The organism is Variovorax sp. YR750 (genome assembly GCF_900109805.1).
Classification (GTDB): Bacteria; Pseudomonadota; Gammaproteobacteria; order Burkholderiales; family Burkholderiaceae_C; genus Variovorax; species Variovorax gossypii.
Map to the genome: position 1 here is coordinate 150,728 of NZ_FOBJ01000013.1, position 21,752 is coordinate 172,479.

Here is a 21,752-nt window from a genome sequence, read left to right on the forward strand (position 1 = left end):
TTCTTGCTGTTGAAATTCATTGGTGAACAAATCGATTCAACCCGACATCCTCGGCAAGCCGGCCGAAGACCAGGAGCCTCAGGATCGCTACCGCGCGCCCGCGCTGGACAAGGGCCTGGACATCCTCGAACTGCTCGCCGACCAGCCCGAGGGCCTGACGCGCGGCGAGATCGTGAAGGCGCTCGACCGCGGCCCGAGCGAGATCTACCGCATGCTCGAACGGCTGGTGGCGCGCCAGTACGTGCTGCGCTCGCTCGCAGGCGACCGCTACAGCCTGAGCCTGAAGATGTTCGACCTGGCGCACCGCTATCCGCCGAACCACCGGCTGGTGACGCAGGCCCTGCCCGTGATGGACCGCTACGTGAAGGAAGCCGAGCAGTCGTGCCACCTGGGCGTGTACGACCGGGGCAACGTGCAGATCGTGGCGCAGGTCAGCAGCCCCGCCACCTGCGGCATGACGGTGCGGCCCGGCACGCGCGTGAACCTGCTCGACACCGGTTCGGGCCAGGTGCTGCTGGCCTGCGAATCGGACGAGCGGCGCCGGCAGATGGTGGCCGAGCACGTCGCGCTCGACGGCGAGGTGCAGATTCCGCCCGACGAGCTGGAGCACATGCTCGAAGCCGTGCGCGCCACCGGCTACCGGCAGCGCGAGAGCCTGCAGTACTTCGGCGTGATCGACATCTCCTGCCCCATCCTCGGCCCGCACGGGCATGCGCTGGCGGTGCTCACCACGCCGTACATCCGGCGCATCGACCGCCATGCGATCCCGTCGCTGGACCGCGCGCGCGAGCTCATGCTGCAGGCGGCGCGCGATCTCTCGCTGCTGGCGAACGCCTAGGGCGGCGTCGGGACCTTCTTCTTTTTCTCCTTCCGCCCGCCGATGGCGCCCGATGCAGCGGCGCCGAGGATGCGCCGGAAGGTCGGGCACTCCATGTGGCTGGGCGCACGGCAGACGGCCGCATGCCGCAGGCCGTCGCGCATCGCGCTCAGGTTGCGGATCGTGCGGTCGAGCTCGTCCGCCTTGGCGGTGAGCATCAGCCGGTCGATGCGCGGCTGTCCGTTGGGTCCGAACATGCGCGCGATCTCGTCCAGCGAAAAACCGGCCGCGCGGCCCAGCGCGATGAGCGCCAGGCGCTCCAGCACGTTGGCGTCGAACACGCGGCGCAGGCCCTGCCGCCCGATGGGGGCGATCAGCCCCTTCTCGTCGTAATAGCGCAGCGTCGAGGCAGGCACGCCGGAGCGCTGCGCCACCTCGGCAATATCCAGTTGCTTCATCCTCTTGACCTCAAGCCGGCTTGAGTTTGCATAGTGCGGTTTCCGCCTCCCGAAGGCAAGCAAGAGGAAACCATCATGGAAAGAACCGCACAGCAGCCCAGTAGCGAACAGGCCAGGCTCTGGAACGGCCCGGCCGGGAACGCCTGGGTCGACGCGCAGACGACGCTCGACCATCTGTTCCGTCCCCTGGAGAAGCTGCTCGTGAAAGCCGCATGCGCCAGCAGCCCGCCGACGGGCCGCGTGCTCGACGTGGGCTGCGGCACCGGCGGCACCACTCTGGCCATCGCACGGGTGCTCGGCCCCGGCGCGAATTGCACCGGCATCGACATCTCGGAGCCGATGATCGCCGCCGCCCAAGGTCGCGCCGTGCGCGAAGGCGCGGCGGCACGCTTCGTCTGCGCCGATGCCCAGACGCATGCATTCGAGCCCGCGAGCTTCGACAGCATCGTCTCGCGCCTCGGAGTGATGTTCTTCGACGACCCGGTTCGCGCCTTCTCCAACCTGCGGCGTGCCGCGAAGGACGGTGCCGCACTGCACTTCATCGCTTGGCGCGGCGCGGCCGAGAACCCCTTCATGACTACCGCCGAGCGCGCTGCCGCTCCGCTGCTGCCGGATCTTCCGCCTCGACAGCCGAACGCGCCGGGCCAGTTCGGCTTTGCGGACAGGCATCGTGTGGAAGCCATCCTCGAGGAAAGCGGCTGGCGCGGCATCGACATCCGGCCCGTCGACCTGCCCTGCACCCTGCCGGAGAAAGATCTCGTCGGCTACCTGAGCCGGCTGGGCCCCGTCGGCCTGGCGCTGCGGCAGGTGGACGAGCGCACGCGCGAACGGGTCATCGGCACGGTCCGCGCCGCCTTCGAGCCTTTCGTGCACGGAGACGAAGTCCGCCTGGTCGCGGCCTGCTGGATGGTCGCCGCGCACGCGCCGGGGAGAAACCGGAATGACTGAAGGCACGAAGCTGCTCGCGAGCATGCTGCTGACCGGCGTGGGCGCGACGGCGGCGATGGACCTCTGGGCCATCGCCCGCAGGCGGCTGCTCGGCGTTCCCTTGCTCGACTACGCACTGGTGGGCCGCTGGCTCGCCTACCTGCCGCAGGGCCGCTTTCGCCACCACCCCATCGCCGCATCGCCACCCGTGCGCGGCGAGCGGGCGCTCGGATGGGCGGCGCACTACGGCATCGGCATCGCCTTCGCAGCCTTGCTGTTCGCCGGCTGGGGGCCGGCGTGGGCCGGCAACCCCACGCTGGGCCCGGCCATGATCGTCGGCATCGGCAGCGTGGCGGCGCCCTTCCTGGTGATGCAGCCGGGCATGGGCGCAGGCATCGCAGCAAGCCGCACACCACGGCCCATGGTCGCGCGGCTGCACAGCCTGGTCACGCACGCTGTCTTCGGGCTGGGTCTCTATGCGGCCGGCTGGTTGGCCGAGCTTGCCCTCGCAGCCTGACCCGCAGGCTTACGCGAACAGCTTCCCGTTGAGCGCGATCCGAACGGTCTTCACCGTGAGAACAGCCAGCGCGACGTTCAGCGCGGCCAGCAGCACCAGAGCGACGACCCAGAGCGCGACGCTCGCGCGCAGCTCCGCGTACTTCAGCGCCGCGTTGGCGAGAGCGGCCATCGGGAAACCGATCGCCCACCAGTTCGGCGAGAACGTCGCGCCCTTGCGGAACACCTTCGGCGCGACCACCGCGAAGATGAAGAGGCCGAAGTAGAAGAGCATCGCGGCGAAGCGGTCGATCTCGCCGACGACGTTGGTGTACGCGAGGAAGCCCACCGCGAAGGGCGCCACCAGGATCATCAGCGAAGGCTCCATGGCGGGAGCGAGCGGATCGCGATGCACGAGCCGGCCGATGATCATCGTGAAGAGCACGAGCGCCAGCACGGCACCGATCGCGCTCGCGGCCAGGTTGACTTCGCCGGCCCAAGCCATCGGCATGTGGGCGCCGGTGACGGGAATGTCGAGCGTGGCCACGCCGGGGATGATCCAGGCCGGCACGGCGAGCGACGCATCCACCTGCCCCTTCAGCAGCCGGGACAGCACGACGAAGCTCAGCGCGATGGTCGCGATCAGGCCCACGGTCCAGGCGAAGTGCGCGACGGGCGCGCTGTAGGGCGCAATGACGACCGACAGCAGCAGCACCGAGATCGCGATGGTGCCGAAGAAGTTGCCCGCCACCGGGTGCCTGAACTCCGCCTGCACCGCCTGCGGGTGCCTCGCGAGCTTCGTCAGGTAGCCCGCCGAGATGAGCACGAAGACGACCAGCGCGAACGCCCCCACGGCCTCGCCGACGAATGCAGGCACACCCAGGCTTTCGTGCACGAGCCGCCACGCGAGGGCCAGGCCCGACAGGCCCATCACGGAGGCGAAGAGGTTGACTGGAAGGTTGCGCACGGAGACTTCGGCGCGCGGCGCAACGACGGATGAGGAAGGGTTCAGTGACTGGCTTTGCATGGCTGGCACCTTTGGCTGAATTTGCATTAGTTGATATTTTCCGCCAGACTCCAGTCGTCGCCGTCCCCGGTTCACGGCGTTTTCAGCCAATCCCCGGACCTTGTCAGCCATGCGTATCGCCATCCTCGCCTTTCCCCGTTTCCAGCTGCTCGACATCGCCGGGCCCGCCGACGTCTTCGCCGAGGCCTCGCACCAGCTCGGCAATCCGCGCGCCTACCAGGTGCAGGTGATCGGCACCAAGGCAGGCGTGCTCAAGAGCAGCGGCGGCCTCAAGCTGGCCGTCGACGCCACCGTGGAAACGCATCGCGGCGCCATCGACACCCTGCTGGTCGCGGGCAGCCCGCGCATCGAGGACATGGAAAGCGACACGCAGCTGCAGGACTGGCTCCGGCGGCAGGCGGGCAGCGTGCGGCGCTACGGCTCGGTGTGCTCCGGAGCCTTCGTGCTGGCGGCCTCGGGGCTGCTCGACGGCAAGCGCGTCGCGACCCACTGGAACGTCGCCTCCGGCCTCGCGGCCGCGTACCCGCGTGCACGCGTCGAGGCGGACGCCATCTACGTGAAGGACGGCAACCTCTTCACCTCGGCCGGGGTCACCGCCGGCATGGACCTCGCGCTCGCGATGGTGGAAGAGGACCACGGCCGCGAACTGGCGCTGCGCGTGGCGCGCCAGCTGGTGATGTTCCTCAAGCGCCCTGGGGGCCAGAGCCAGTTCAGCGCGCACCTGGCGGCGCAGACCTCCGAGCGCTCCGGCGTGCGCGCGGTGCAGGACCACGTGCTCGCGAACCTGAAGGACGACCTGTCCGTGCCCGCCCTCGCCGCGCGCGCGGGCATGAGCGAAAGAAGCTTCGCGCGCATCTTCCGCAGCGAGACGGGAACGACGCCCGCCGAGTTCGTGGAGAACGCGCGAATCGACGCCGCCCGCCGCCTGGCCGAGGAGTCGGACGCGCCTGCCAAGCGCCTGGCCGACGCGGTGGGCTATGCGAACGTGGACGGCTTCCGGCGCGCGTTCTCACGTCGCCTGGGGGTCAGCCTCGTGGAGTACCGCCGGCGCTTCGCGACCTGACGCGGCGGGCGGCCGCTCGTTCAGGCCGTCTTCTTGTCGTCCCTGAGCACGGTTTCCCCGGTGCGGGGATTCGTCAGCGTGACATTCTCCAGCGCCTTGATCCGCCACTCGCCGGACTCCCGCGTCAGCACGGCAAGGATCAGCGTGTCGACGGCATGCGGTCCCGCCGGGTGCGCCGGGCCACTCGAGAGGCGGCTCCAGAAGTGCACGACCGCGGCGTCGTCGCCGATCGGGGTGGCGTCGATCAGCTCGTTGTCGAGCGTGGAGTCGCTGTAGATGGTCGCGTGGATGGGAGCATGCAGGTCGACGATTTCCTCGACGCCGCGCACGTAGTGTCCGAACCGGTTCACGAAGCTCGCGTTGGCGTGGAACAGCGCCGCGAGCGCCTTCATGTCGTGGCTGTTCCAGGCGGCCTGGAACGCTTCGGGTGCATCTTCAGGATGGTTCATCTGGTTCATCTGGCTCGCTTCACCTGGGTTCTTGCCGGCGTCCGCGCATCGGGGATCCGTTGCACGGACGGGCCCTCTACACGTCCTCGTCGGCGGGCGGCCCGCTCGCCGATCCCGGCGCCGCCTGCGCCAGGTGGCCACCCACCGTCGAGAGCAGGCCTCGCAGCCAGCGATGGGCGCCCTGGTGCTGCGAGCGCTCGTGCCACAGCTGATAGAAGCGCATGCGCGGAAAGCCCTCCGGGGCCGCCACGCACACCACCGGCAGGCTGCGCGTGAACTGCTCGGCGAAGTGGCGCGCGGTGGTGAACACGAGGTCGCTCTGGGCCACGAGGTAGGGCGCCATCGCGTAGTAAGGCACGAAGACGCGCGCGTCGCGGGTCTGCCGCAGCCCGGCCAGGTGGCTGTCGACCACCGCGCGGTGCGACTTGGCGAACGGCGTGGGCACCACGTGCACGGCCGCGAGGTAGCGCGGCAGCGTCATGGCGTCGGGCGCGGCCAGCGGGTTGCGCGGGCTCATCATGCACACCAGCTCGTCCTCGATCAGCAGCGACAGGTGCATGCGCTCGGGCGGCAGCGGCCAGTTGCCGATCACGATGTCGAGCTCGCCCTGCGCCAGCGCGCGCTCGTAGTCGTAGCCGGGCGTCAGCGGGTGGACCAGCAGGCGTGCCTGCGGCGCCTCGGCGCGGAAGCGCGCCACCACCTCGGCCATGAAGCTGGCCGCCAGGTAGTCCGGCGTGGCGATGGTGAACGTCATGGTGCTGGAGGCGGGCTCGAAGCGCTCGGGGCCGGCCAGCATGCGGTCGATCTCGCCGAGCACTTCGCGCGCGCTGTCGCGCAGCTGCAGCGCCCGTGCGGTGGGCACCATGCCGCCGCGCTCGCGCACCAGGATCGGATCGCCGAAGGCGTCGCGCAGGCGCCGCAGCGCCGCGCTGACGGCCGGCTGCGTCTGGTTCATGCGCACCGCCGCGCGCGAGACGCTGCGCTCGGCCACCAGCACCGCCAGCACGCGCAGCAGGTGGATGTCGACAAGGTCCTGGCTTCTGGTCATGTGTCTAGGGGTTCGACCGGATGGCGCGCCTTTGCGGGGCGCGACCTATCGCTCTGGTTTATGCCGCACATTCCGCGCGCCGTGCGCGCGGCCGGACCATTGTGCCTACAGTGCCCACGCAGGCGGCGCTCCTTTTGCCGGTCCGGATCGCAGCGCCCCACATCAAGGACCTGGAGACAAGCATGACATCAACCACAGCGGCCGCATCGGTCCGGCCTTCATCCACCCCGTCCGAGCTGGACGGGGTCTACCGCAAGATCATCTGGCGGCTCATTCCCTTCCTGATGCTGCTGTGGGTGCTGGCCTGGATCGACCGGGTCAACATCGGCTTCATCAAGCTCACCATGCTCGACGAGCTCAAGTGGAGCGAGGCGATGTACGGCCTGGGCGCGGGCATCTTCTTCCTGGGCTACTTCTTCTTCGAGGTGCCGAGCAACCTGCTGCTGCAGCGCATCGGGGCCAAGAAGACCATCATGCGCATCACCATCGGCTGGGGGCTGACCTCCATCGCCACGATGTTCGTGAAGACGCCGGAGATGTTCTATTTCCTGCGCTTCCTGCTGGGCGTGTTCGAGGCCGGCTTCTACCCCGGCATCATCCTGTACCTGACCTACTGGTTCCCCAACGACCGGCGCGCCAAGGCCTTCGGCATGTTCATGTCGGCCTCGGCCTTCGCAGGCGTGATCGGCGGGCCGCTGGCCGGCACCATCATGACCGGCATGCACGGCGTGAACGGCTGGTCGGGCTGGCAGTGGGTGCTGCTGCTGGAGGGCATTCCCTCGGTCATCGCCGGCTTCGTCACGTACTTCTACCTGACCGACAGGCCCGAGCAGGCCGACTGGCTCACGGCACGCGAGCGCCAGCTGGTGCACGAGGACCTCGAGCGCGACGGCCGCTCGCTGGGCCAGCGCGAGCACAGCATGCTGGCCTCGCTCAGGAGCGGGCGCATCTGGCTGCTGATCCTGATCTTCTTCTGCATCATCGCGGCCAATTCCTCGCTGACCTTCTACGGCCCGACGCTGGTCAAGGAAGTGGGCTTCGCCAGCCCGGTGGCGGTGGGCTGGATCATGGCCGTGGCCTACCTGTGCGGCGCCGTCGGCATGATCTGGAACGGCTTCCATTCCGACAAGCACCAGGAATCGCGCTGGCACTGCGGCCTGGCCGCTGCGCTGGGGGCGGTGTCGCTGCTGGCCGTCGCGCTCTTCCTTGGGCACAGCGCGCTGGCGGTGCTGGTGGGCCTGACCCTGGCCATCGTCGGCACCATGAGCGCCATCCCGGTGTTCTGGCAGATGCCAAACCGCTTCCTGGCCGGCACCGCGGCCGCCGGCGGCGTGGCGCTGATCAACTCCATCGCCAACCTGGCAGGCTTCGGCGCGCCCTGGATGCTGGGCCTGATCAAGACCTCCACCGGCAGCCTCTCGCCCGGCCTGTACGTGGTGGCGGCGGTCGAGATCTGCGCCACCCTGCTGATCCTGGCCTGCGTGCCCTCGCACCGCAAGCAATCCGTTGCTGCCGCCGCCGCGCGCTGAGCGGCAGGCCCCGTCACCGAAGAAATGAACGACCGATGATCCTCACCACCACCCGCCTGAACCTGGCCGCGCTCAACGAGATGGACCGCGACGCCTTCGTCGCTGCCGTCGGGCCGACCTTCGAGAACTCCCCCTGGGTCGCGCAGGCCGCGTGGGCGCGCCGCCCCTTCGCCGACGTCGACGCGCTGCATGCCGCGATGCTCGACGTGGTGCGGCAGGCGCCGCAGGAGCGCCGCATCGCCTTCCTCTGCGGCCACCCGGAGCTGGCGGGCCGCGAAGCCCAGGCCGGCACGATGACTGCCGAGTCCGTCGGCGAGCAGCGCAGCGCCGGGCTCGACGCGCTCAGCCGCGACGAGCTGGACGAGATGCAGTACCTGAACCGCGCCTACCGCGAGCGCCACGGCTTCCCCTTCATCATCGCCGTGCGCCGCAACACCAAGCAGCAGATCTTCGAGGCGATGCGCACGCGCGCGGCGGCGAGCACGGAGACCGAGCAGCGTGCCGCGCTCGACCAGATCGGCTTCATCACCCGCGGGCGCATCAACGCCCTGCTGGACGGCTGAAGCCGCCGGCGCTCCCCTTCCCCACGACACGTTCCCGTTCCCGCCAGCCGGTGTGCCCTCGCACCGGCCAGGCGTTCCATCGCCCGGAAAAAGGGCAGACAACGACAGGAGACAAGCAAAGATGGCGAATCAAGTCGTATCCCACCATCCCGCGCGCAGGCAGTTTGCGCTCTCGGGACTGGCGCTCGGCGCCGCGGCGCTGACCGCGCGCGGGGCGCTGGCACAGCAGCCGGCCGCCCCCGCCCGGGCCAGCGGCCCCATCGTGCTGCACGGCGTGAGCCCGCGGCTCACGGTGCACGCGCTGGACACCTTCCACGGCGCGGCCGCCACCGGCCTGCGCATCGACTTCTCCCGGCTGGAAGGCGGCAGCTACAGGCAGCTGCGCAGCGTCGTCATGAACGGCAACGGGCGCTCCGACGACCCGCTGCTGATCGGAGACAGCTACCAGCCCGGCGACTACGAACTGCTGCTGCACATCGACGACTACTTCGCCGGCAGGAAGGCCGTGCTGCCCATGCCGCCCTTCCTGACGAAGCTGCCGGTGCGCATCCGCGTCGCCAACGTCGCCGAGCGCATCCACCTGCCGATCCAGTTCGGCCCGTGGAGCTACACCTACTCGCGCGGCAGCTGAGCCCATTGCACTGACGAAAGAGGAAACGACATGACCGGCATCTCGACGCACGTGCTCGACATCACCAACGGGCGGCCCCTGGCGGGCCTGCAGGTGGAGCTCTACGACGTGGCGACCAACCCGCCCACGCGCATCAACGGCACCCGCACCAACGCCGACGGCCGCACCGATGCGCCCATGCTCGCGGCCAAGGACGCGCGCACCGGCCACTTCGAGCTGCGCTTCCACGTCGGCGACCACTTCAAGGCGGCCGACGGGCTCTCGGACGTGGTGCCCGTGCGCTTCTCCATCTTCGACGCAGCGCAGCACTACCACGTGCCGATGCTGTGCGCACCCTGGTTCTTTTCAACCTATCGCGGCAGCTGATTCGCCGCAGGAGTTTCCACAGATGCCCCATCCCGATCAAGACTCGGAGAAGTACATGGTCGACGCCATCCGGCTGGCCATGCGGAACGTGCGCGAGCGCAGGACCTGGCCCTTCGGCGCCGTGCTGGTGCGCGACGGCAAGGTGCTGGCCCGGGCGGTCAACGAGGTCGACGCCCTGTGCGACCCCACGGCCCACGCCGAGATGCAGGCGGTGCGCATCGCCGCCAAGGCCCAGGGCGGCACCGACCTGTCGGGCAGCGTCGTGTACGCCAGCGGCTACCCGTGCCCCATGTGCCTCACGGCCATGTACCTGGCCGGCGTGAAGGAGGTGTACTACGCCTACTCCAACGAGGACGGAGAGCCGCACGACCTCTCGGCCGAACGCGGCTACCTGGAGATCGCGCGGCCGCTGGAGCAGCGCGAGATGCCCGTGCGATCGCTGCCCGTGCGCGACGAGGGCGAGGACCTGTACGAGGCCTGGTCGCGCTCGATGCGCTGAACACAGGCCCCGGGGCGCGGCCTCAGTCCGCGTAGACCCCGGCCGCCTTGATCACCGGCGTCCACTTCGCGATCTCGTCGATCACGAACTTCTTGTGGCCCGCGGGCTCGATGCGCCCGTCGGTCGCCACCACGGCGCCCAGCAGCTCCTCGCGATGGATGAAGTCCGGGTCCTTCAGCGCGACCTTCACCGCGTCGTTGAGCTTCTTCAGCACCGGCGCGGGCGTGCCCTTGGGCGCATAGAGGCCGTGCCAGATCGTGACCTGGAAGTTCTTCAGCCCCGCCTCGTCGAGCGTGGGCAGGTCCTTCAGCGTCGGCAACGCCAGCCGCTTGGAAGTGGTGACGGCGAAGGCCTTCACCTTGCCCGCCTGGATGTGCGGCGTGGTGTTGGTGGTCTGGTCGCACAGCAGGTCGATCTGGCCGCCGATCAGGTCGGTAATGGCCGGCGCTGTGCCCTTGTAGGGCACGGGCGTCATCTCGGTCTTGGTGGCGCTCTGGTACAGCAGGCCGCACAGGTGCGACGCCGAGCCCACGCCCGCGTTGCCGATGTTGATCTTGCCCTTGTTGGCGGCGATCCAGCCGCTCAGCTCCTTGTAGTTGCTGGCGGGAATGCCGGGCTTGGAGATGAGCGTCATCGGCACGTCGTTGACGATGCCCAGGTACTCGAAGTCGCTCTCGACCTTGAACGGCACGTTGCGCACCAGGCTCGGCACGGTCGCCATCGCAATGTGGTTGAGCAGCAGCGTGTAGCCGTCGGGCGTGGCGCGCGCCACCTTGGCGGCGCCGATGGAGCTGCCGGCGCCGGGCACGTTGTCGATGATCACGCTGGCGCCGCCGAGCGGCTTGCGCAGCGCCTCGGCCAGGTCGCGCGCGACGCGGTCGGTGGGGCCGCCGGCCGCGAAGGGCACGACGATGGTGACGGGCTTGCCGCCCGGGAAGTCCTGCGCGTGGGCAGCGACGGCGGCGGCGGCGATCGCCGCGAGGGCGAACAGTTTCTTCATGGAGTCTCCGTGACGTTGGATTGAAAAATGATTCAGGGCGCGCGCGACGGCACGCGGCTCTCGAGCGCGGGCGGCTGCCATGCGGGCTGGATGTGGCAGCCGTTCTTGCCGTCGGTGTCGTAGTGCGGCATCAGCGCCTTGCAGCGCTGCGCGAGGCCTTCTGGCGTGGGCTTCTCGCCCTTGTCGATCCAGTCGAGCAGCGCGGCGAAGAGCGCGGGGTATTCCGAATCGCTCAGGTAGCTGTGCTCGCGCTCGCTGCTGAAGCTCTGCACCAGAAGGTTGCCGGTGCCCGCGGCATCGCGGATGCGGCGGTAGGAGCTTTCCAGCTCGACGAAGGCCGTCGGGTCATCGATCGCATGCAGGCCCACGGTGGGCAGCGCGGTGCGGCCGGTGGGCTGGCTGTCGGCCGCCAGCGCGCCCTTGGCCTGCGGATCGGCCGCGTAGCGCAGCACGCCGGCATTGAGCACCGCGTCGTCGGCCGAGCCGCTGTAGACCACGCCGATGTTGCCGAAGGGGTTGCGGCCCTCGAGCCGTTTCTGCACTAGGTCCTGGAAGAGCCATGTCGCCCAGGTGAGATGGCCCAGCAGCGAGCGCTCCTGGATCTTCACGACCGAGAGGATGGTCTTCAGCCGAGCCGCCTGCTCGGGCGTGCGCTGCGCGGCCGGCAGGCCGACACCAGTGCACTCCTTCACGCGGGCGGCGAGATCGGCGCGCGTGAGCTTGGAGTCAAGAGGAAGGCCCATCCACAGCGGGTATTGCGGCTCGTCGGGACGCGGATGGTTGCGGCAGACGTACTGGTAAACCACGCGCAGGTCGAGCCGGAAGTCGTAGGCGCTGTTGCCGCCGCCGAGCACGCCACTCGTGAGCAGCAGGCCGTCGTAGGGAGACTTCGCCCCGCCGGCCGGTGCATAGAGCTCCGCCGCCTTTGCCGCCACGCCCGCGCCGTAGCTCTGCCCGTGCAGCAGCGTGCGGTACGGCTGGCCGAAATGGCGCACGAAGATCTGGCGCAGGCGCTCGGTGTCTTCCGCCGCCATGGTCACGCCGTAGCCGCCGCGCCGGTAGGTGGAGGCGGCCCATGCGTAGCCGGCCTTCACGGTGACTGCCCAGCGCTTCAGGTCTTCCTCGCTGCGCTCCAGCTTGGGCGGTCCGGTCTCGGGGCCGCCATGGGCGTGCATCACGAGAACGCGGCCGGCGTTCTTCGCCCAGTCCTTGGGCATGGCGATCCAGTAGAAGGAGCCCGCGCCATCCTCACCGGTGTAGCAGCGCGCCGACTCTGGCACCAGCGCCGGGCAGGCGGCCGCCTTGGGCCCTGAGGGCGCCGCATGCGCGGGCAGCGTCGATGCCGCGCCGATCAGCGCGAAGGCCATGGAAGCCGCAAGGCTGGACAGTCGTTTTTTCAATGACGTACTCCGAGTTCTAGCGCCGCCTTCGCCGCATCGGTGGAGACGAATGCGAGGACGCCGCTGTTGAAGATGAAATTGCCCGACCGGCCGGCATCGGCCTGCGCCACGCCGAGCACCGGCGTGTCGTAGCTCAGCCCCGCGGCCGCGCCGCCGAGGTTAAGGCCGCTGCCGGCCACCGTGGCATCGTGGTTCTCGCCCTTGACGCTGAGCAGCGCATAGCTGCCGTCGGCAGTGCCGGAGACCAGGCTCTGCTGTAGGCCGAAGAGGCGCATGCCCGCGTTGGCGGCCGATTCGCGCACCAGGTGCATCGGCACCGCCGTGCCGCTGACGAGGCCGATCACCATAGAGCCGGTGAGCGTGCCGCCGCTGGTCACGGCACCGCCGGTGGGCGAGGTCGTGAACAGGTCGAAGGAGCCGCGCGTGCCGTTGTAGGTGATGTAGCCCTTCTCGGTCTGCGTGCAGCTCGCGTCGTAGATCATGAAGCCGCCGCTGACCGGATCGCGGCAGTACTGGAAGGAGCCCAGGTTGCGCAGCCGCACCGCCAGCGCCTGCGCGGTCGTGCCGCCCGTACCCTGCTGCACACCCACCGCATTGAAGACGTTCGCCACCGGGTTGAACACCATCGGCGTCGCCGCGTTCTGGAAGGTGTTCTGGAAGGCCAGCAGAGGCGCGAAGCCGCCGCCGCTCGGCGCATTCACGCCGCCCGACAGCACGCCGCCGGCACCGAAGCTGAACACCGCCCCGCTCTCTCCGCTGCCGTAGCTGCAGTTGCCCTCCGACACCAGCGTGCCGGTACGCACCGTGCCGGCCGCGCGCTGCAGGCTCGCGTCGATGGTCACGGTGTAGGCCATGGTGGCCGGGTCGATCTGCACGCGCAGCTCTTCGCCGAAGCTGTTGCCGCCCTTGTAGCTGGTAACGGCCGCGGGCAGGTTCGGGCAGGCCAGCGGGTCGCCGACCTCGGTGACGCAGCTGTAGTTGACGGCCGCGTCCAGGCTGCCGCTGCCGCGGTACTTGGGCCAGGCCGGGAACAGGCACAGCGGGCGCGTGCGGCCGTAAGTGCCGGCCACCGCGTCCACCGCGACGCCGGTGGCGGGAGCCAGGCCGTTTTCCACCCAGCCTTCGAGCGCGGCCAGCGAGTCCCAGTTGGGGATGAAGCTGCCGGTGCCGTGGCCCATGCCGGGCACGGTGTAGAAGCGCACGTTCTGGTCGACCGAGGCCTGGCCCACCGTGGCGATGAGCTGCTTGTAGTAGTCGATGGTCGAGTTCGGGCTGATCACCTCGTCGGCCAGGCCGTGCAGCATGATGAGCCGGCCGCCGTGCGCGAAGAAGGGCGCGAGGTTCGGGTTGGTGGCGTCGGTGATGTTCGACACCTCGGTCACCCGCGCGGCATAGCTGCCCGGGTTCAGAGGGTCGAAGGTCAGCGTGTTGAAGTTGGCGTCGCGCGTGACGAAGAACTTCACCCACTGGTCGCCAGTGACGTACATGTTGGCGTCGGCCGAGGTGGCGGGGTTGGCCGGCACGTTGCGCGTACCGAGGTCGCGCGTGGTGAACGGGCCCGCCACCAGCGCGCCTTCGAGCAGGTTGTAGCCGCCCGCGCGCTTCACGCCGTTGGCCAGCGAATAGGTCGTGAAATCGAGCGGCGACTCGATGGCCTTCACGGTGGCGATCTGCGCGTCCGACAGGCAGGTCTTGGCAGTCTTCGTGCCGCCGGGGCAGCGCAGCGAGGCCAGCAGCTGTGTGTTGAGCTGGCGGCAGCTCTCGACGTTGCTCACGATGCTGTCGGCCGCGCCGTCGAGCTTGTCGCAGGCCTGCATCGCGGCCTTCTGCACCATCAGCGTCTCGCTCAGGTCCATCCAGCCGTCGGTGCCGTTGTTGTAGTAGAGCGCGCGGCCCACGGCCACGTTCGACAGCCGCGTGCCGGTGTAGTTGAGCGCGGGCTCGTTGGCGATCACGCCGTCGTAGTCGAACGGCCAGCGCTGGATGTAGCTCAGCGCGTCGCGACCGCCCGTGGAGGTGCCGAGGAAGTAGGCGTGCTTCGGCGCCACTCCATAGCGCGCGAGCACCAGCGCCTGCGCCACGTCGCGCGTCTTCTTGAGCGAGTTGCCGCCGTAGTTGGCGAGCTGCTCGTCGTTGGCCGCGAACTTGCCGTCGGTGATGCTGCCCGACTGGTGGCCCGAGTCGTCGCCGTAGGTGGCGTAGCCCAGCGCGAGCGGCGCGGGCTTGCCGGCGGGGCCGAAGCGGATGACCTCGGTGCCGTCGATCAGCACGCCGTCGAAGCCGCCGCCGCCGAAGTGGATGGTCTTCTGGTTCCACTTCTCCGGCAGGTTGACCGCGAAGTTGATGGACTGCGAACTGGGGTCGACCGGCTGGATGGTGCCGCGCACGCGGCAGTAGTCGCCGAGCGTGTTGCCGGCGTCGCTCGCGGCCACGGGCGTGGCGCTGGTGACGGTGGCGCCCTGCGTGGGCAGGCTGATCAGCGAGGCGGGCAGGCTCTTGCCGTTGAGGTCCGCGCATGAAACGGCCGGCTGCACGGGCGGGGGCGGCGGGTTGTCCGGCGGATCGTCCGCGGGCGGGTTGGTGGCGGGCGGATTGCTGCCGCCGCTGGCTGGCGGGGTGGTCGGCAGGAAGCCGATGCCGCCGCCTCCACCTCCGCCGCCACCACCGCAGGCGGCAAGGATCAGCGAGACCAGCGAAAGGCCGACCGCGTGGCGGACGGCTCGAAACATCGAGGCAGGGATCGAGGCAGGGCGCGTTGTGCGCATGGGTTTGTCTCCGGCATGCGGCCTCGTTGGGCCGCTTGTTCTTGAATGGGCGGCCGGACGATAGATTCGGTGTGACCTAGGGTCAAATAAAATAACAAGGCACTTTTCATACAAAAAACATATGGACATACGGGCACTGCGCTACTTCGCCGCCGTTGCGGAGACCGGCCACATGACGCGCGCGGCCGAGCAACTGGGCATCCAGCAGCCGCCTTTGAGCCTGCAGATCAAGGCGCTCGAACGCGAGTTGGGCGTGCTGCTGTTCCGCCGCCATCCGCGCGGCGTGGCGCTGACCGACGCGGGCCGGCTGTTCCAGGCCGAGGCGCTGCGCATGCTGCAGGACATGGAGGCCATGAAGCAGCGCATGACGCGCGTGGCCAAGGGGCAGTCCGGCACGCTCGCGGTGGGCTTCACCAGCTCGGCGGCGGCGCACCGATTCATGCCCGAGGCGCTGCGCGAGTTCCGCCGCGAGTACCCTGAAGTGGAGCTGCAGCTGCGCGAGGACAACGCGGCCGAGCTCACCGAGGCGCTGGCCGCGGGCCGCCTGCACTGCGGCCTGCTGCGCGTGCCGGTGGCACGGCCCGAGGGGCTGCTGTTCGAGACGCTGCTGCGCGAGCCGGTGCTGGTCGCCATGCCCAGCGATCACCGCCTTGCCCTCGGCCGCGACAAGGACTCGCGCCCGCTGCCGCTCGCGAAGCTCTGCGAGGAAGGCATCATCCTCGTGCGGCGCCCGGGCGCGCCCGGCCTCTATGCCGACCTGCTCGCGCTGTGCCACGCCAAGGGACTGCGCCCGCGCGTGGTGGCCGAAGTCGATCGAATGATGACCAACCTGAATCTCGTGGCCGCGGGTGTCGGCCTCTCGGTGGTGCCGGCCTCGATGCACGGCGTGCACGCACATGCCATCGCCTACGCGCGGCTGGCCGACGGCGGCCAGCTCGACGCGCCGCTCACGCTGGTGTCGCGCGCCGAGGAAGACAACCTGCCCGCGCTGAACTTCGCCGCGATGCTGCGCCGGCTGGCGCTGGAGAACCCGGGCTCATGAACCGGCTTCGCCGCCGACTGCTGCAGGGCACGGGCACGCTGCTCGCGGCCGCCTACGCGCTGCCGCGCGTGCTTCATGCCGCACCGGCGCAGTGGCCGAACAAGCCGGTACGCCTGATCGTGGTCTATCCACCCGGCGGTGTCAGCGACGGCATGGCGCGCGTGCTGGCCGAGCCGCTCGCACGTTCGCTCGGCGTGCCAGTGCTCATCGAGAACCGCCCCGGCGCGGGCGGCAGCCTCGGCATGGATGCGCTCGCCCGCGCCGCGCCCGACGGCTGCACGCTGGCCTTCTCGGCCATCAGCCCGCTCACGCTGCACCCGCTGCTGGCGCGCGTTCCCTACGACCCGATGCGCACCTTCGTGCCCGTGGCCAGCGTGATGCGCACGCCGGTGCTGGTGGTGGGCACGCCGGCCTTCACCGGTCGCGGATTCGGCGAGCTGATCGCGCAGGCGCGCAGGCAGCCGGGCGCGGTGCGCTGGGCGACATCGGGCGTGGCCACCATCGGCCACCTGGTGCTGGCGCAGGTCCGCGTGCAAAGCGGCACCGACATCACGCACATCCCCTACCAGGGCGGCGGCCCACAGCTCAACGATGCGCTGAGCGGCCAGTTCGAGGTGCTGTCGACCAATGTCGCCGCGCAGCAGCTGCAGTACATCGAGGGCGGCCGCTTCCAGGCGCTGGCGGTGGGCGCGCCCGCGCGCATCGAGGCACTGCCCACGGTGCCCACGCTCGCGGAGCTGGGCTTCGATAAGGCAAACCGCGACTCGCTCTTCGGCATCTTTGCGCCGGCACGCACGCCGGGCGCCGTGGTGCAGATGCTCAATGCGGAGATCAACCGGGTGCTGGAAAGCGATGCGGTGCGCTCGCGGCTGCGTGCGGCCTACAACCTGCCGGCCGGAGGCGGCACCGAGGCGTTCGCGCACGAGATCGCGATCGACCGGCGGCGCAACCGCGATCTGGTCGCGGGTGATCGGTCGCAGTTCGACTGAGCGTTGTGGGTGGCTACTTCTCGGCCACCCAGAGCCGGGGGTAGTCGCTGACGAAGCAGTCGGGCGTCACGCTCAGCGTGGCCGCATAGTCGAAGCGCTTCGCCTCGTAGGCGTACTCGTTGTCGCTGCGCCGCTCGTAGCGCTGCATCAGCTCGCTGAGCACGCCGCCGCCGTCGATGTCGACCCATGCGGCGGGTGCATCCGCGCCCTCGCCTTTCGAGAGCCCGAGGCGGCGCAGCTGCAGCAGGTTGGTGGCGGGCGTGAAGCCCAGGTCGAGGTCGATGCAGTGCGACAGGTCGGGCACGGGCTCGTCGTTGAGCTTCCAGTGGCCGCGCGCGTCGCGGGCGATCGACAGGTCGACTGCCGAGTCGCCGAGCCAGCCGCGCACCGTGCCCCACTGGGTGTGCCATAGCAGGTCGCAGCGCACGCGGTAGTGCAGCTGGCCGATACGGCCGTCTTCAAGACGGAACACGGCGGCTCCGTCGAGTTGCCAGGCCGAGGCGTTGCGTTCGAGGCGACAGGCGTCGTGGCCCGGTACATCGAGCCTGCGCCAGAGGATGGAGGCGACCGTTTGCATGGCGCGCATGATGGCACCTGCATGCTGCGGCGCGCAAGCAATGACCCGCCGCCCCGCAGGTGCCAGTCAGGTTCGGGGAAGACGATTTCCCCGCATGACGCCTCCGGCAGACACCCCTCCCCCCGTGGACTCCGCGGAGCCCTCCGGCCCGCCCGCGCCGCGCTGGCTCGACTGGATCGACCGCGTGGCGATGACTTTCGCCGTCGCCATCGCGCTGCTGCTGTTCGCCCAATGGCCGTTGCGCGACCTGGCCGGCTCCGGCAACGGGCCGACGCAGGCCAACGACCTGGCGCAGTGGCTGTTCGCGCTTTACGTGGCGGTGGCGCTGCGGCACGCAGGCCGGCGCGGCGCGCATCTGGTGGCCCGTCCCGACCTGGCGGCCGACAACGCCGGGCGCCGTGCGCGGCTGCGCCGCATCGGCGCGGCGCTGTGCGTGCTGCCCTGGGCGCTGTTCCTGGTCTTCACGGCGGCGGCACCGGTGATGCGCTCGGTGGAGGCGCTCGAACTTTTTCCCGACACCTTCAACCCCGGCTATTTCATGATCAAGGTGGCCCTGCTGCTGCTCGCCGCGCTGCTGGCCCTGCAGAGCGCGCTCGACCTCTGGCAGGAGCTGCGCCCAGCGAACCCGCCCGAGGACACCGGCCAACCCGGACAGCCCGGCCCGTAGATGCCCTGGCTCGGACTCGCACTCCTCGCGCTGGCCCTGGCGCTGATGATGACCACCGGCTGGCCGACCTACGCCGTGCTGCTGGGCACATGCACGATCGGCGCGCTGGCCGGCCTGGCATTGGGCACCTTCGACCTGGCGCTGCTGCAGAACCTGCCCTGGCGCATCGTCGGCCTGCTGGAGCACGACCTGCTGCAGGCACTGGCGCTCTATGCGCTGGTGGGCGCACTGCTCAACCGGCTGTCGCTCGCCGGCTACCTGTACAACGGCCTGCGCAAGGTGCTGGCCTTCGTCGCGCCGCGCGCCGCACCCGAGCTCGCCGGCATGGTTCTGGGACTGCTGCTCGCGCCGATGAACGGCTCGGTGGGCGCCAGCCTGCTGACGCTGGCGCGCACCGCTGGCCAGGGCTGGGCGAGCGAGGGCCTGCCCCCCGCGCGCCGCACCGCGCTCGTGGCCGTGACCAGTACGCTGGGCGTGATCGTGCCGCCATCCCTGGTGCTCCTGCTGCTCGGCGACGCGATGCTGCGCGCCCACACCGAGGGCATGAACATGGCGCGCGAACTGGCGCTGCCCTCGGCGAGCGCGGCCAGCCGCGTCGTCAACACGCAGGACATCCTCCAGGCCGCGCTGGTGCCGGCGGCGGCGCTGCTGCTGGGCTGGCTGGCCGTGGCGTGGTTCGGTGCGCGGAGCAAGCCGAAGAGCGCCGCACCGCGCGAGCCGCTGGAGCGGCGCGAGGGCTGGACGCTGCTTGTCGTGCCTTCGCTGATCGGTGCCCTGCTGGTGCTGGTCACGCTCGGCAAGGTGCGCGCGGTCGAAGGCGCGGCCGCCGCCTGCGTGCTGCTGCTGGGTTGGGGCGCGGTGTCGCGCCAGCTCACGCGCGCCGTGTTGCGGCAAGTGCTCGACGACGCGATGGCGCTCACCGGCGCGCTCTATGCGCTGCTGGTGGCCGCCACCACCTTCTCGCTGCTGCTGCGCGGCTTCGGCACCGACGGGCTGATCGCGCGGCTCATGCTGTCGCTGCAGGACCATCCGGTGATCGGGCTCGCGGTGGTGCTGGCCGTGCTGCTGGCCTTCGCCTTCGTGCTCGACGCCTTCGAGCTGATCTTCCTGATCGTGCCCATCGTCATGCCGCCTGTGCTCGCGCAGCTCGACGACGCGGCATGGATCGCCACGCTCACGCTGCTGGTGCTGCAGGCCGGCTTCCTGCTGCCGCCCTTCGGCTACGCGCTGGTGCTGGCGCGCGGGCAGGTGAAGCCGCGCCCGCCGGCGGTCGCCGTCGGCCGGGTGCTGGTGCCGTACCTCGCGGTGCTCGCGGCGGTGACGGTGCTGGTGATGGCGCTGCCCCAGACCACGCGCTGGCTTCGCACCTCGCCCACCGCGCTCGCGCCCGCCCAACCGATGAACGACGAGGCGGTGGAGCGTCTGATGCGCGAGATGGCGCCGCCCGACACTGGCGACAGTGCCCCTCCGCCAGAAGAGAAATAGATTGCCGCGCGGCGTGCCGCACAATGCGCGCCCATGACCTTCAAGCTCCCTGCAGCCGTCGCGCTCGTGCTGTCCGCTCTCCTGGCAGGCGCCGCCCATGCCTCGACGGAGCTGAAGGACGGCGACATCATCTTCCACACCTCGCGCTCGGCGCAGAGCATCGCGGTGCAGCGCGCGACCGGCTCGCGCTACAGCCACATGGGCATCGTGCTGATGCGCAACGGCAAGCCCCATGTGTTCGAGGCCGTGTCCACGGTGCGCTACACGCCGCTCGCGCAATGGACGGCGCGCGGCAACGGCGGGCACTACGTGGTGAAGCGGCTGCGCAACGCCGACACGCTGCTCACGCCGGGCGCGATCGCGAAGCTGCGCGCCGGCACATCCGACTTCGAGGGCCGGCCCTACGACCTGACCTTCGAGTGGTCGGACAAGCGCATCTACTGCTCCGAGCTCGTGTGGAAGCTCTACCAGCGCGCGCTGGGCGTGCGCATCGGCGAGCTGCAGAAGATCCGCGAGTTCAACCTCACCGACCCGGCGGTGCGCGCCAAGATGCGCGAGCGCTACGGCGACAAGGTGCCGATGGACGAGCCCGTGATCTCCCCCGTGGCGATGTTCGAATCGCCCCTGCTGGTGACGGTGGAAACGCGCTGATCGAATCGCCCCCGGCGCACACGTGGCGCCCAGCCGCGAGACAATTGTTTCCGTGAGCTCCCAGACCCCGACGGCACCGCCGATCCGCCGCATCGCGCACCTCGACATGGACGCCTTCTATGCGTCCGTCGAGTTGCTTCGCTATCCGCAGCTCAAGGGCCTGCCGGTGGTGATCGGCGGCGGGCGGCGGCGCGTGGACGAGGCCATCCGCAACCTGCCCGAGGGCGGCACGCTGGCCGACATTCCGGTCGATTCGTTCCCGCTGCTGAAGGACTACACCGGCCGCGGCGTGATCACCACCGCCACCTACCCCGCGCGGCAGTTCGGCGTGGGTTCCGCGATGGGGCTCATGAAGGCGGCCAAGCTGTGCCCGCAGGCCATCATCCTGCCGGTGGACTTCGACGAATACCGGCGCTACTCGCGCACCTTCAAGAAGATCATCCTGGAGGTCGCGCCGCTCATGGAAGACCGGGGCGTGGACGAGGTGTACATCGACTTCACCGACGTGCCCGGCGGGCAGCGCGACGGCGGGCGCTCGCTGGCGCGGCTGCTGCAGAAGGCCATCCTCGACGCCACCGGCCTCACTTGTTCCATCGGCGTGGCGCCCAACAAGCTCATCGCCAAGATGGCGAGCGAGTTCAACAAGCCCAACGGCATCTCGGTCGTCTACGAGGACGACCTGGAAAAACTCATCTGGCCCCTGCCCTGCCGCAAGGTGAACGGCATCGGCCCCAAGGCCGACGAGAAGCTCAAGCGCTTCGGCATCGAGACCGTGGGGCAGCTCGCGGCGCGCGATCGCGACTGGCTCGTCGCCAACTTCGGCAAGGCCACCGGCGCTTGGATGCACGAGGTCTCGTGGGGCCGCGACAGCCGCCCGGTGGTGACCGAGAGCGAGCCCGTGTCGATGAGCCGCGAGACCACCTTCGACCGCGACCTGCACGCGGTGCGCGACCGCGCCGAGCTGGGCGCGATCTTCACGAAGCTGTGCGAGCAACTGGCCGCCGACCTGCAGCGCAAGGGCTACGTGGGCAAGACCATCGGCATCAAGCTGCGCTACGACGACTTCAGGATCGCCACCCGCGACCAGACCATCGACCGCTTCACCGACGACGCGAAGACCATCCGCCACACCGGCGGCCTGTGCCTGAAGCGCGTGCCGCTGGAGCGCCCGCTGCGCCTGCTGGGCGTGCGCGTGGGCACGCTGGCGAAGGCCGGCAGCCCCGAGGCGCTGGCGCCCGCAGGTTCCGGCACGCACCGCGCGACGGCGGAACCGGTGGCCACCACCGCTTCGCTCTTCTGAGTAC

The 21,752-nt window shown here is 69.8% G+C and carries 23 protein-coding genes; 15 read left to right on the plus strand and 8 right to left on the minus strand.

Features of this window, described 5'->3' with window-relative positions:
- The first annotated feature begins 22 nt into the window (after positions 1–22).
- On the plus strand, positions 23–838 hold the full coding sequence (locus tag BMY35_RS25250; protein ID WP_240652125.1) for an IclR family transcriptional regulator: 816 nt from the start codon (positions 23–25) through the stop codon (positions 836–838).
- Here the strand turns inward: BMY35_RS25250 and BMY35_RS25255 are convergent.
- Positions 835–1,275, minus strand: a complete 441-nt coding sequence (locus BMY35_RS25255; RefSeq protein ID WP_093205289.1) for a helix-turn-helix domain-containing protein — start codon at positions 1,273–1,275, stop codon at positions 835–837. The two genes, BMY35_RS25250 and BMY35_RS25255, sit on opposite strands and share 4 nt — an antisense overlap.
- A gap of 75 nt (positions 1,276–1,350) precedes the next feature.
- Between BMY35_RS25255 and BMY35_RS25260 the strand changes: the two genes are divergently transcribed.
- Both BMY35_RS25260 and BMY35_RS25265 read left to right on the plus strand, forming a co-directional pair.
- Positions 1,351–2,223 carry a class I SAM-dependent methyltransferase gene (locus BMY35_RS25260; protein ID WP_093205291.1) on the plus strand — a complete coding sequence of 291 codons (873 nt, stop codon included), beginning with the start codon at positions 1,351–1,353 and terminating at the stop codon, positions 2,221–2,223.
- Positions 2,216–2,719, plus strand: coding sequence for a DUF2938 domain-containing protein (locus tag BMY35_RS25265; protein ID WP_093205293.1), 504 nt, complete (start codon positions 2,216–2,218; stop codon positions 2,717–2,719). The genes BMY35_RS25260 and BMY35_RS25265 overlap by 8 nt, the downstream gene beginning before the upstream one ends.
- 9 nt (positions 2,720–2,728) lie before the next feature.
- Here the strand turns inward: BMY35_RS25265 and BMY35_RS25270 are convergent, their stop codons facing one another.
- The gene (locus BMY35_RS25270) at positions 2,729–3,724 is read right to left on the minus strand and encodes an SLAC1 anion channel family protein (RefSeq protein WP_093205296.1); all 996 of its coding nucleotides are present in this window, start codon (positions 3,722–3,724) and stop codon (positions 2,729–2,731) included.
- Between the two features lie 109 nt (positions 3,725–3,833).
- Between BMY35_RS25270 and BMY35_RS25275 the strand changes: the two genes are divergently transcribed.
- Entirely contained in the window at positions 3,834–4,787 is a 954-nt protein-coding gene (locus BMY35_RS25275; RefSeq protein WP_093205298.1) for a GlxA family transcriptional regulator, read from the plus strand.
- A gap of 20 nt (positions 4,788–4,807) precedes the next feature.
- On the opposite strand, the gene BMY35_RS25280 is transcribed toward BMY35_RS25275, so the two are convergent.
- Together BMY35_RS25280 and BMY35_RS25285 are read right to left on the minus strand one after the other, a co-directional pair.
- Positions 4,808–5,236 (minus strand): SgcJ/EcaC family oxidoreductase, encoded by a 429-nt coding sequence (locus BMY35_RS25280; protein WP_256229520.1) that lies wholly within the window; start codon positions 5,234–5,236, stop codon positions 4,808–4,810.
- A gap of 76 nt (positions 5,237–5,312) precedes the next feature.
- Positions 5,313–6,284 carry a LysR substrate-binding domain-containing protein gene (locus tag BMY35_RS25285; protein ID WP_093205303.1) on the minus strand — a complete coding sequence of 324 codons (972 nt, stop codon included), beginning with the start codon at positions 6,282–6,284 and terminating at the stop codon, positions 5,313–5,315.
- Between the two features lie 182 nt (positions 6,285–6,466).
- Here BMY35_RS25285 and BMY35_RS25290 point away from each other — a divergent pair, with 182 nt between their 5' ends.
- The 5 genes from BMY35_RS25290 to BMY35_RS25310 all read left to right on the plus strand — a co-directional run bounded on the left by BMY35_RS25290 (position 6,467) and on the right by BMY35_RS25310 (position 9,872).
- Complete coding sequence (locus BMY35_RS25290) at positions 6,467–7,813, plus strand: MFS transporter (RefSeq protein WP_093205306.1); 1,347 nt, start codon at positions 6,467–6,469, stop codon at positions 7,811–7,813.
- Between the two features lie 35 nt (positions 7,814–7,848).
- Positions 7,849–8,376 (plus strand): 2-oxo-4-hydroxy-4-carboxy-5-ureidoimidazoline decarboxylase, encoded by a 528-nt coding sequence (gene uraD / locus BMY35_RS25295; RefSeq protein WP_093205309.1) that lies wholly within the window; start codon positions 7,849–7,851, stop codon positions 8,374–8,376.
- Positions 8,377–8,497: 121 nt separating this feature from the next.
- A complete protein-coding gene (locus tag BMY35_RS25300; protein ID WP_093205311.1) occupies positions 8,498–9,007 on the plus strand; it encodes a hydroxyisourate hydrolase in 510 nt (169 codons plus the stop codon).
- Between the two features lie 30 nt (positions 9,008–9,037).
- A complete protein-coding gene (gene uraH / locus BMY35_RS25305; protein ID WP_093205314.1) occupies positions 9,038–9,373 on the plus strand; it encodes a hydroxyisourate hydrolase in 336 nt (111 codons plus the stop codon).
- A gap of 22 nt (positions 9,374–9,395) precedes the next feature.
- Entirely contained in the window at positions 9,396–9,872 is a 477-nt protein-coding gene (locus tag BMY35_RS25310; protein ID WP_093205316.1) for a nucleoside deaminase, read from the plus strand.
- Between the two features lie 22 nt (positions 9,873–9,894).
- Here BMY35_RS25310 and BMY35_RS25315 read toward each other — a convergent pair whose 3' ends face one another.
- The 3 genes from BMY35_RS25315 to BMY35_RS25325 are packed head-to-tail and all read right to left on the minus strand — an operon-like array spanning position 9,895 to position 15,001.
- Complete coding sequence (locus BMY35_RS25315) at positions 9,895–10,872, minus strand: tripartite tricarboxylate transporter substrate-binding protein (protein WP_093205319.1); 978 nt, start codon at positions 10,870–10,872, stop codon at positions 9,895–9,897.
- A gap of 32 nt (positions 10,873–10,904) precedes the next feature.
- Positions 10,905–12,272, minus strand: a complete 1,368-nt coding sequence (locus BMY35_RS25320) for an alpha/beta hydrolase (protein ID WP_093205321.1) — start codon at positions 12,270–12,272, stop codon at positions 10,905–10,907.
- Entirely contained in the window at positions 12,269–15,001 is a 2,733-nt protein-coding gene (locus tag BMY35_RS25325; protein WP_256229526.1) for a tannase/feruloyl esterase family alpha/beta hydrolase, read from the minus strand. Before BMY35_RS25325 ends, BMY35_RS25320 begins: the two co-directional genes overlap by 4 nt.
- A 157-nt stretch (positions 15,002–15,158) precedes the next feature.
- Here BMY35_RS25325 and BMY35_RS25330 point away from each other — a divergent pair, with 157 nt between their 5' ends.
- Both BMY35_RS25330 and BMY35_RS25335 read left to right on the plus strand, forming a co-directional pair.
- Positions 15,159–16,079 carry a LysR substrate-binding domain-containing protein gene (locus tag BMY35_RS25330; protein ID WP_093205326.1) on the plus strand — a complete coding sequence of 307 codons (921 nt, stop codon included), beginning with the start codon at positions 15,159–15,161 and terminating at the stop codon, positions 16,077–16,079.
- Complete coding sequence (locus BMY35_RS25335; RefSeq protein ID WP_093205329.1) at positions 16,076–17,068, plus strand: Bug family tripartite tricarboxylate transporter substrate binding protein; 993 nt, start codon at positions 16,076–16,078, stop codon at positions 17,066–17,068. The genes BMY35_RS25330 and BMY35_RS25335 overlap by 4 nt, the downstream gene beginning before the upstream one ends.
- 13 nt (positions 17,069–17,081) lie before the next feature.
- Here BMY35_RS25335 and BMY35_RS25340 read toward each other — a convergent pair whose 3' ends face one another.
- Positions 17,082–17,654 carry a putative glycolipid-binding domain-containing protein gene (locus BMY35_RS25340; protein WP_240652123.1) on the minus strand — a complete coding sequence of 191 codons (573 nt, stop codon included), beginning with the start codon at positions 17,652–17,654 and terminating at the stop codon, positions 17,082–17,084.
- A 115-nt stretch (positions 17,655–17,769) separates the two neighbouring features.
- Between BMY35_RS25340 and BMY35_RS25345 the strand changes: the two genes are divergently transcribed.
- Genes BMY35_RS25345 through BMY35_RS25360 form a run of 4 tightly spaced genes read left to right on the plus strand, consistent with a single transcriptional unit; the run spans position 17,770 to position 21,748 of the window.
- Positions 17,770–18,312 (plus strand): TRAP transporter small permease subunit, encoded by a 543-nt coding sequence (locus BMY35_RS25345; RefSeq protein ID WP_256229529.1) that lies wholly within the window; start codon positions 17,770–17,772, stop codon positions 18,310–18,312.
- A complete protein-coding gene (locus BMY35_RS25350; RefSeq protein ID WP_093205333.1) occupies positions 18,313–19,797 on the plus strand; it encodes a TRAP transporter large permease subunit in 1,485 nt (494 codons plus the stop codon).
- Positions 19,798–19,830: 33 nt separating this feature from the next.
- A complete protein-coding gene (locus BMY35_RS25355) occupies positions 19,831–20,448 on the plus strand; it encodes a YiiX family permuted papain-like enzyme (protein WP_093205335.1) in 618 nt (205 codons plus the stop codon).
- 52 nt (positions 20,449–20,500) lie between these two features.
- On the plus strand, positions 20,501–21,748 hold the full coding sequence (locus BMY35_RS25360) for a Y-family DNA polymerase (protein WP_093205338.1): 1,248 nt from the start codon (positions 20,501–20,503) through the stop codon (positions 21,746–21,748).
- Positions 21,749–21,752 lie beyond the last annotated feature (4 nt).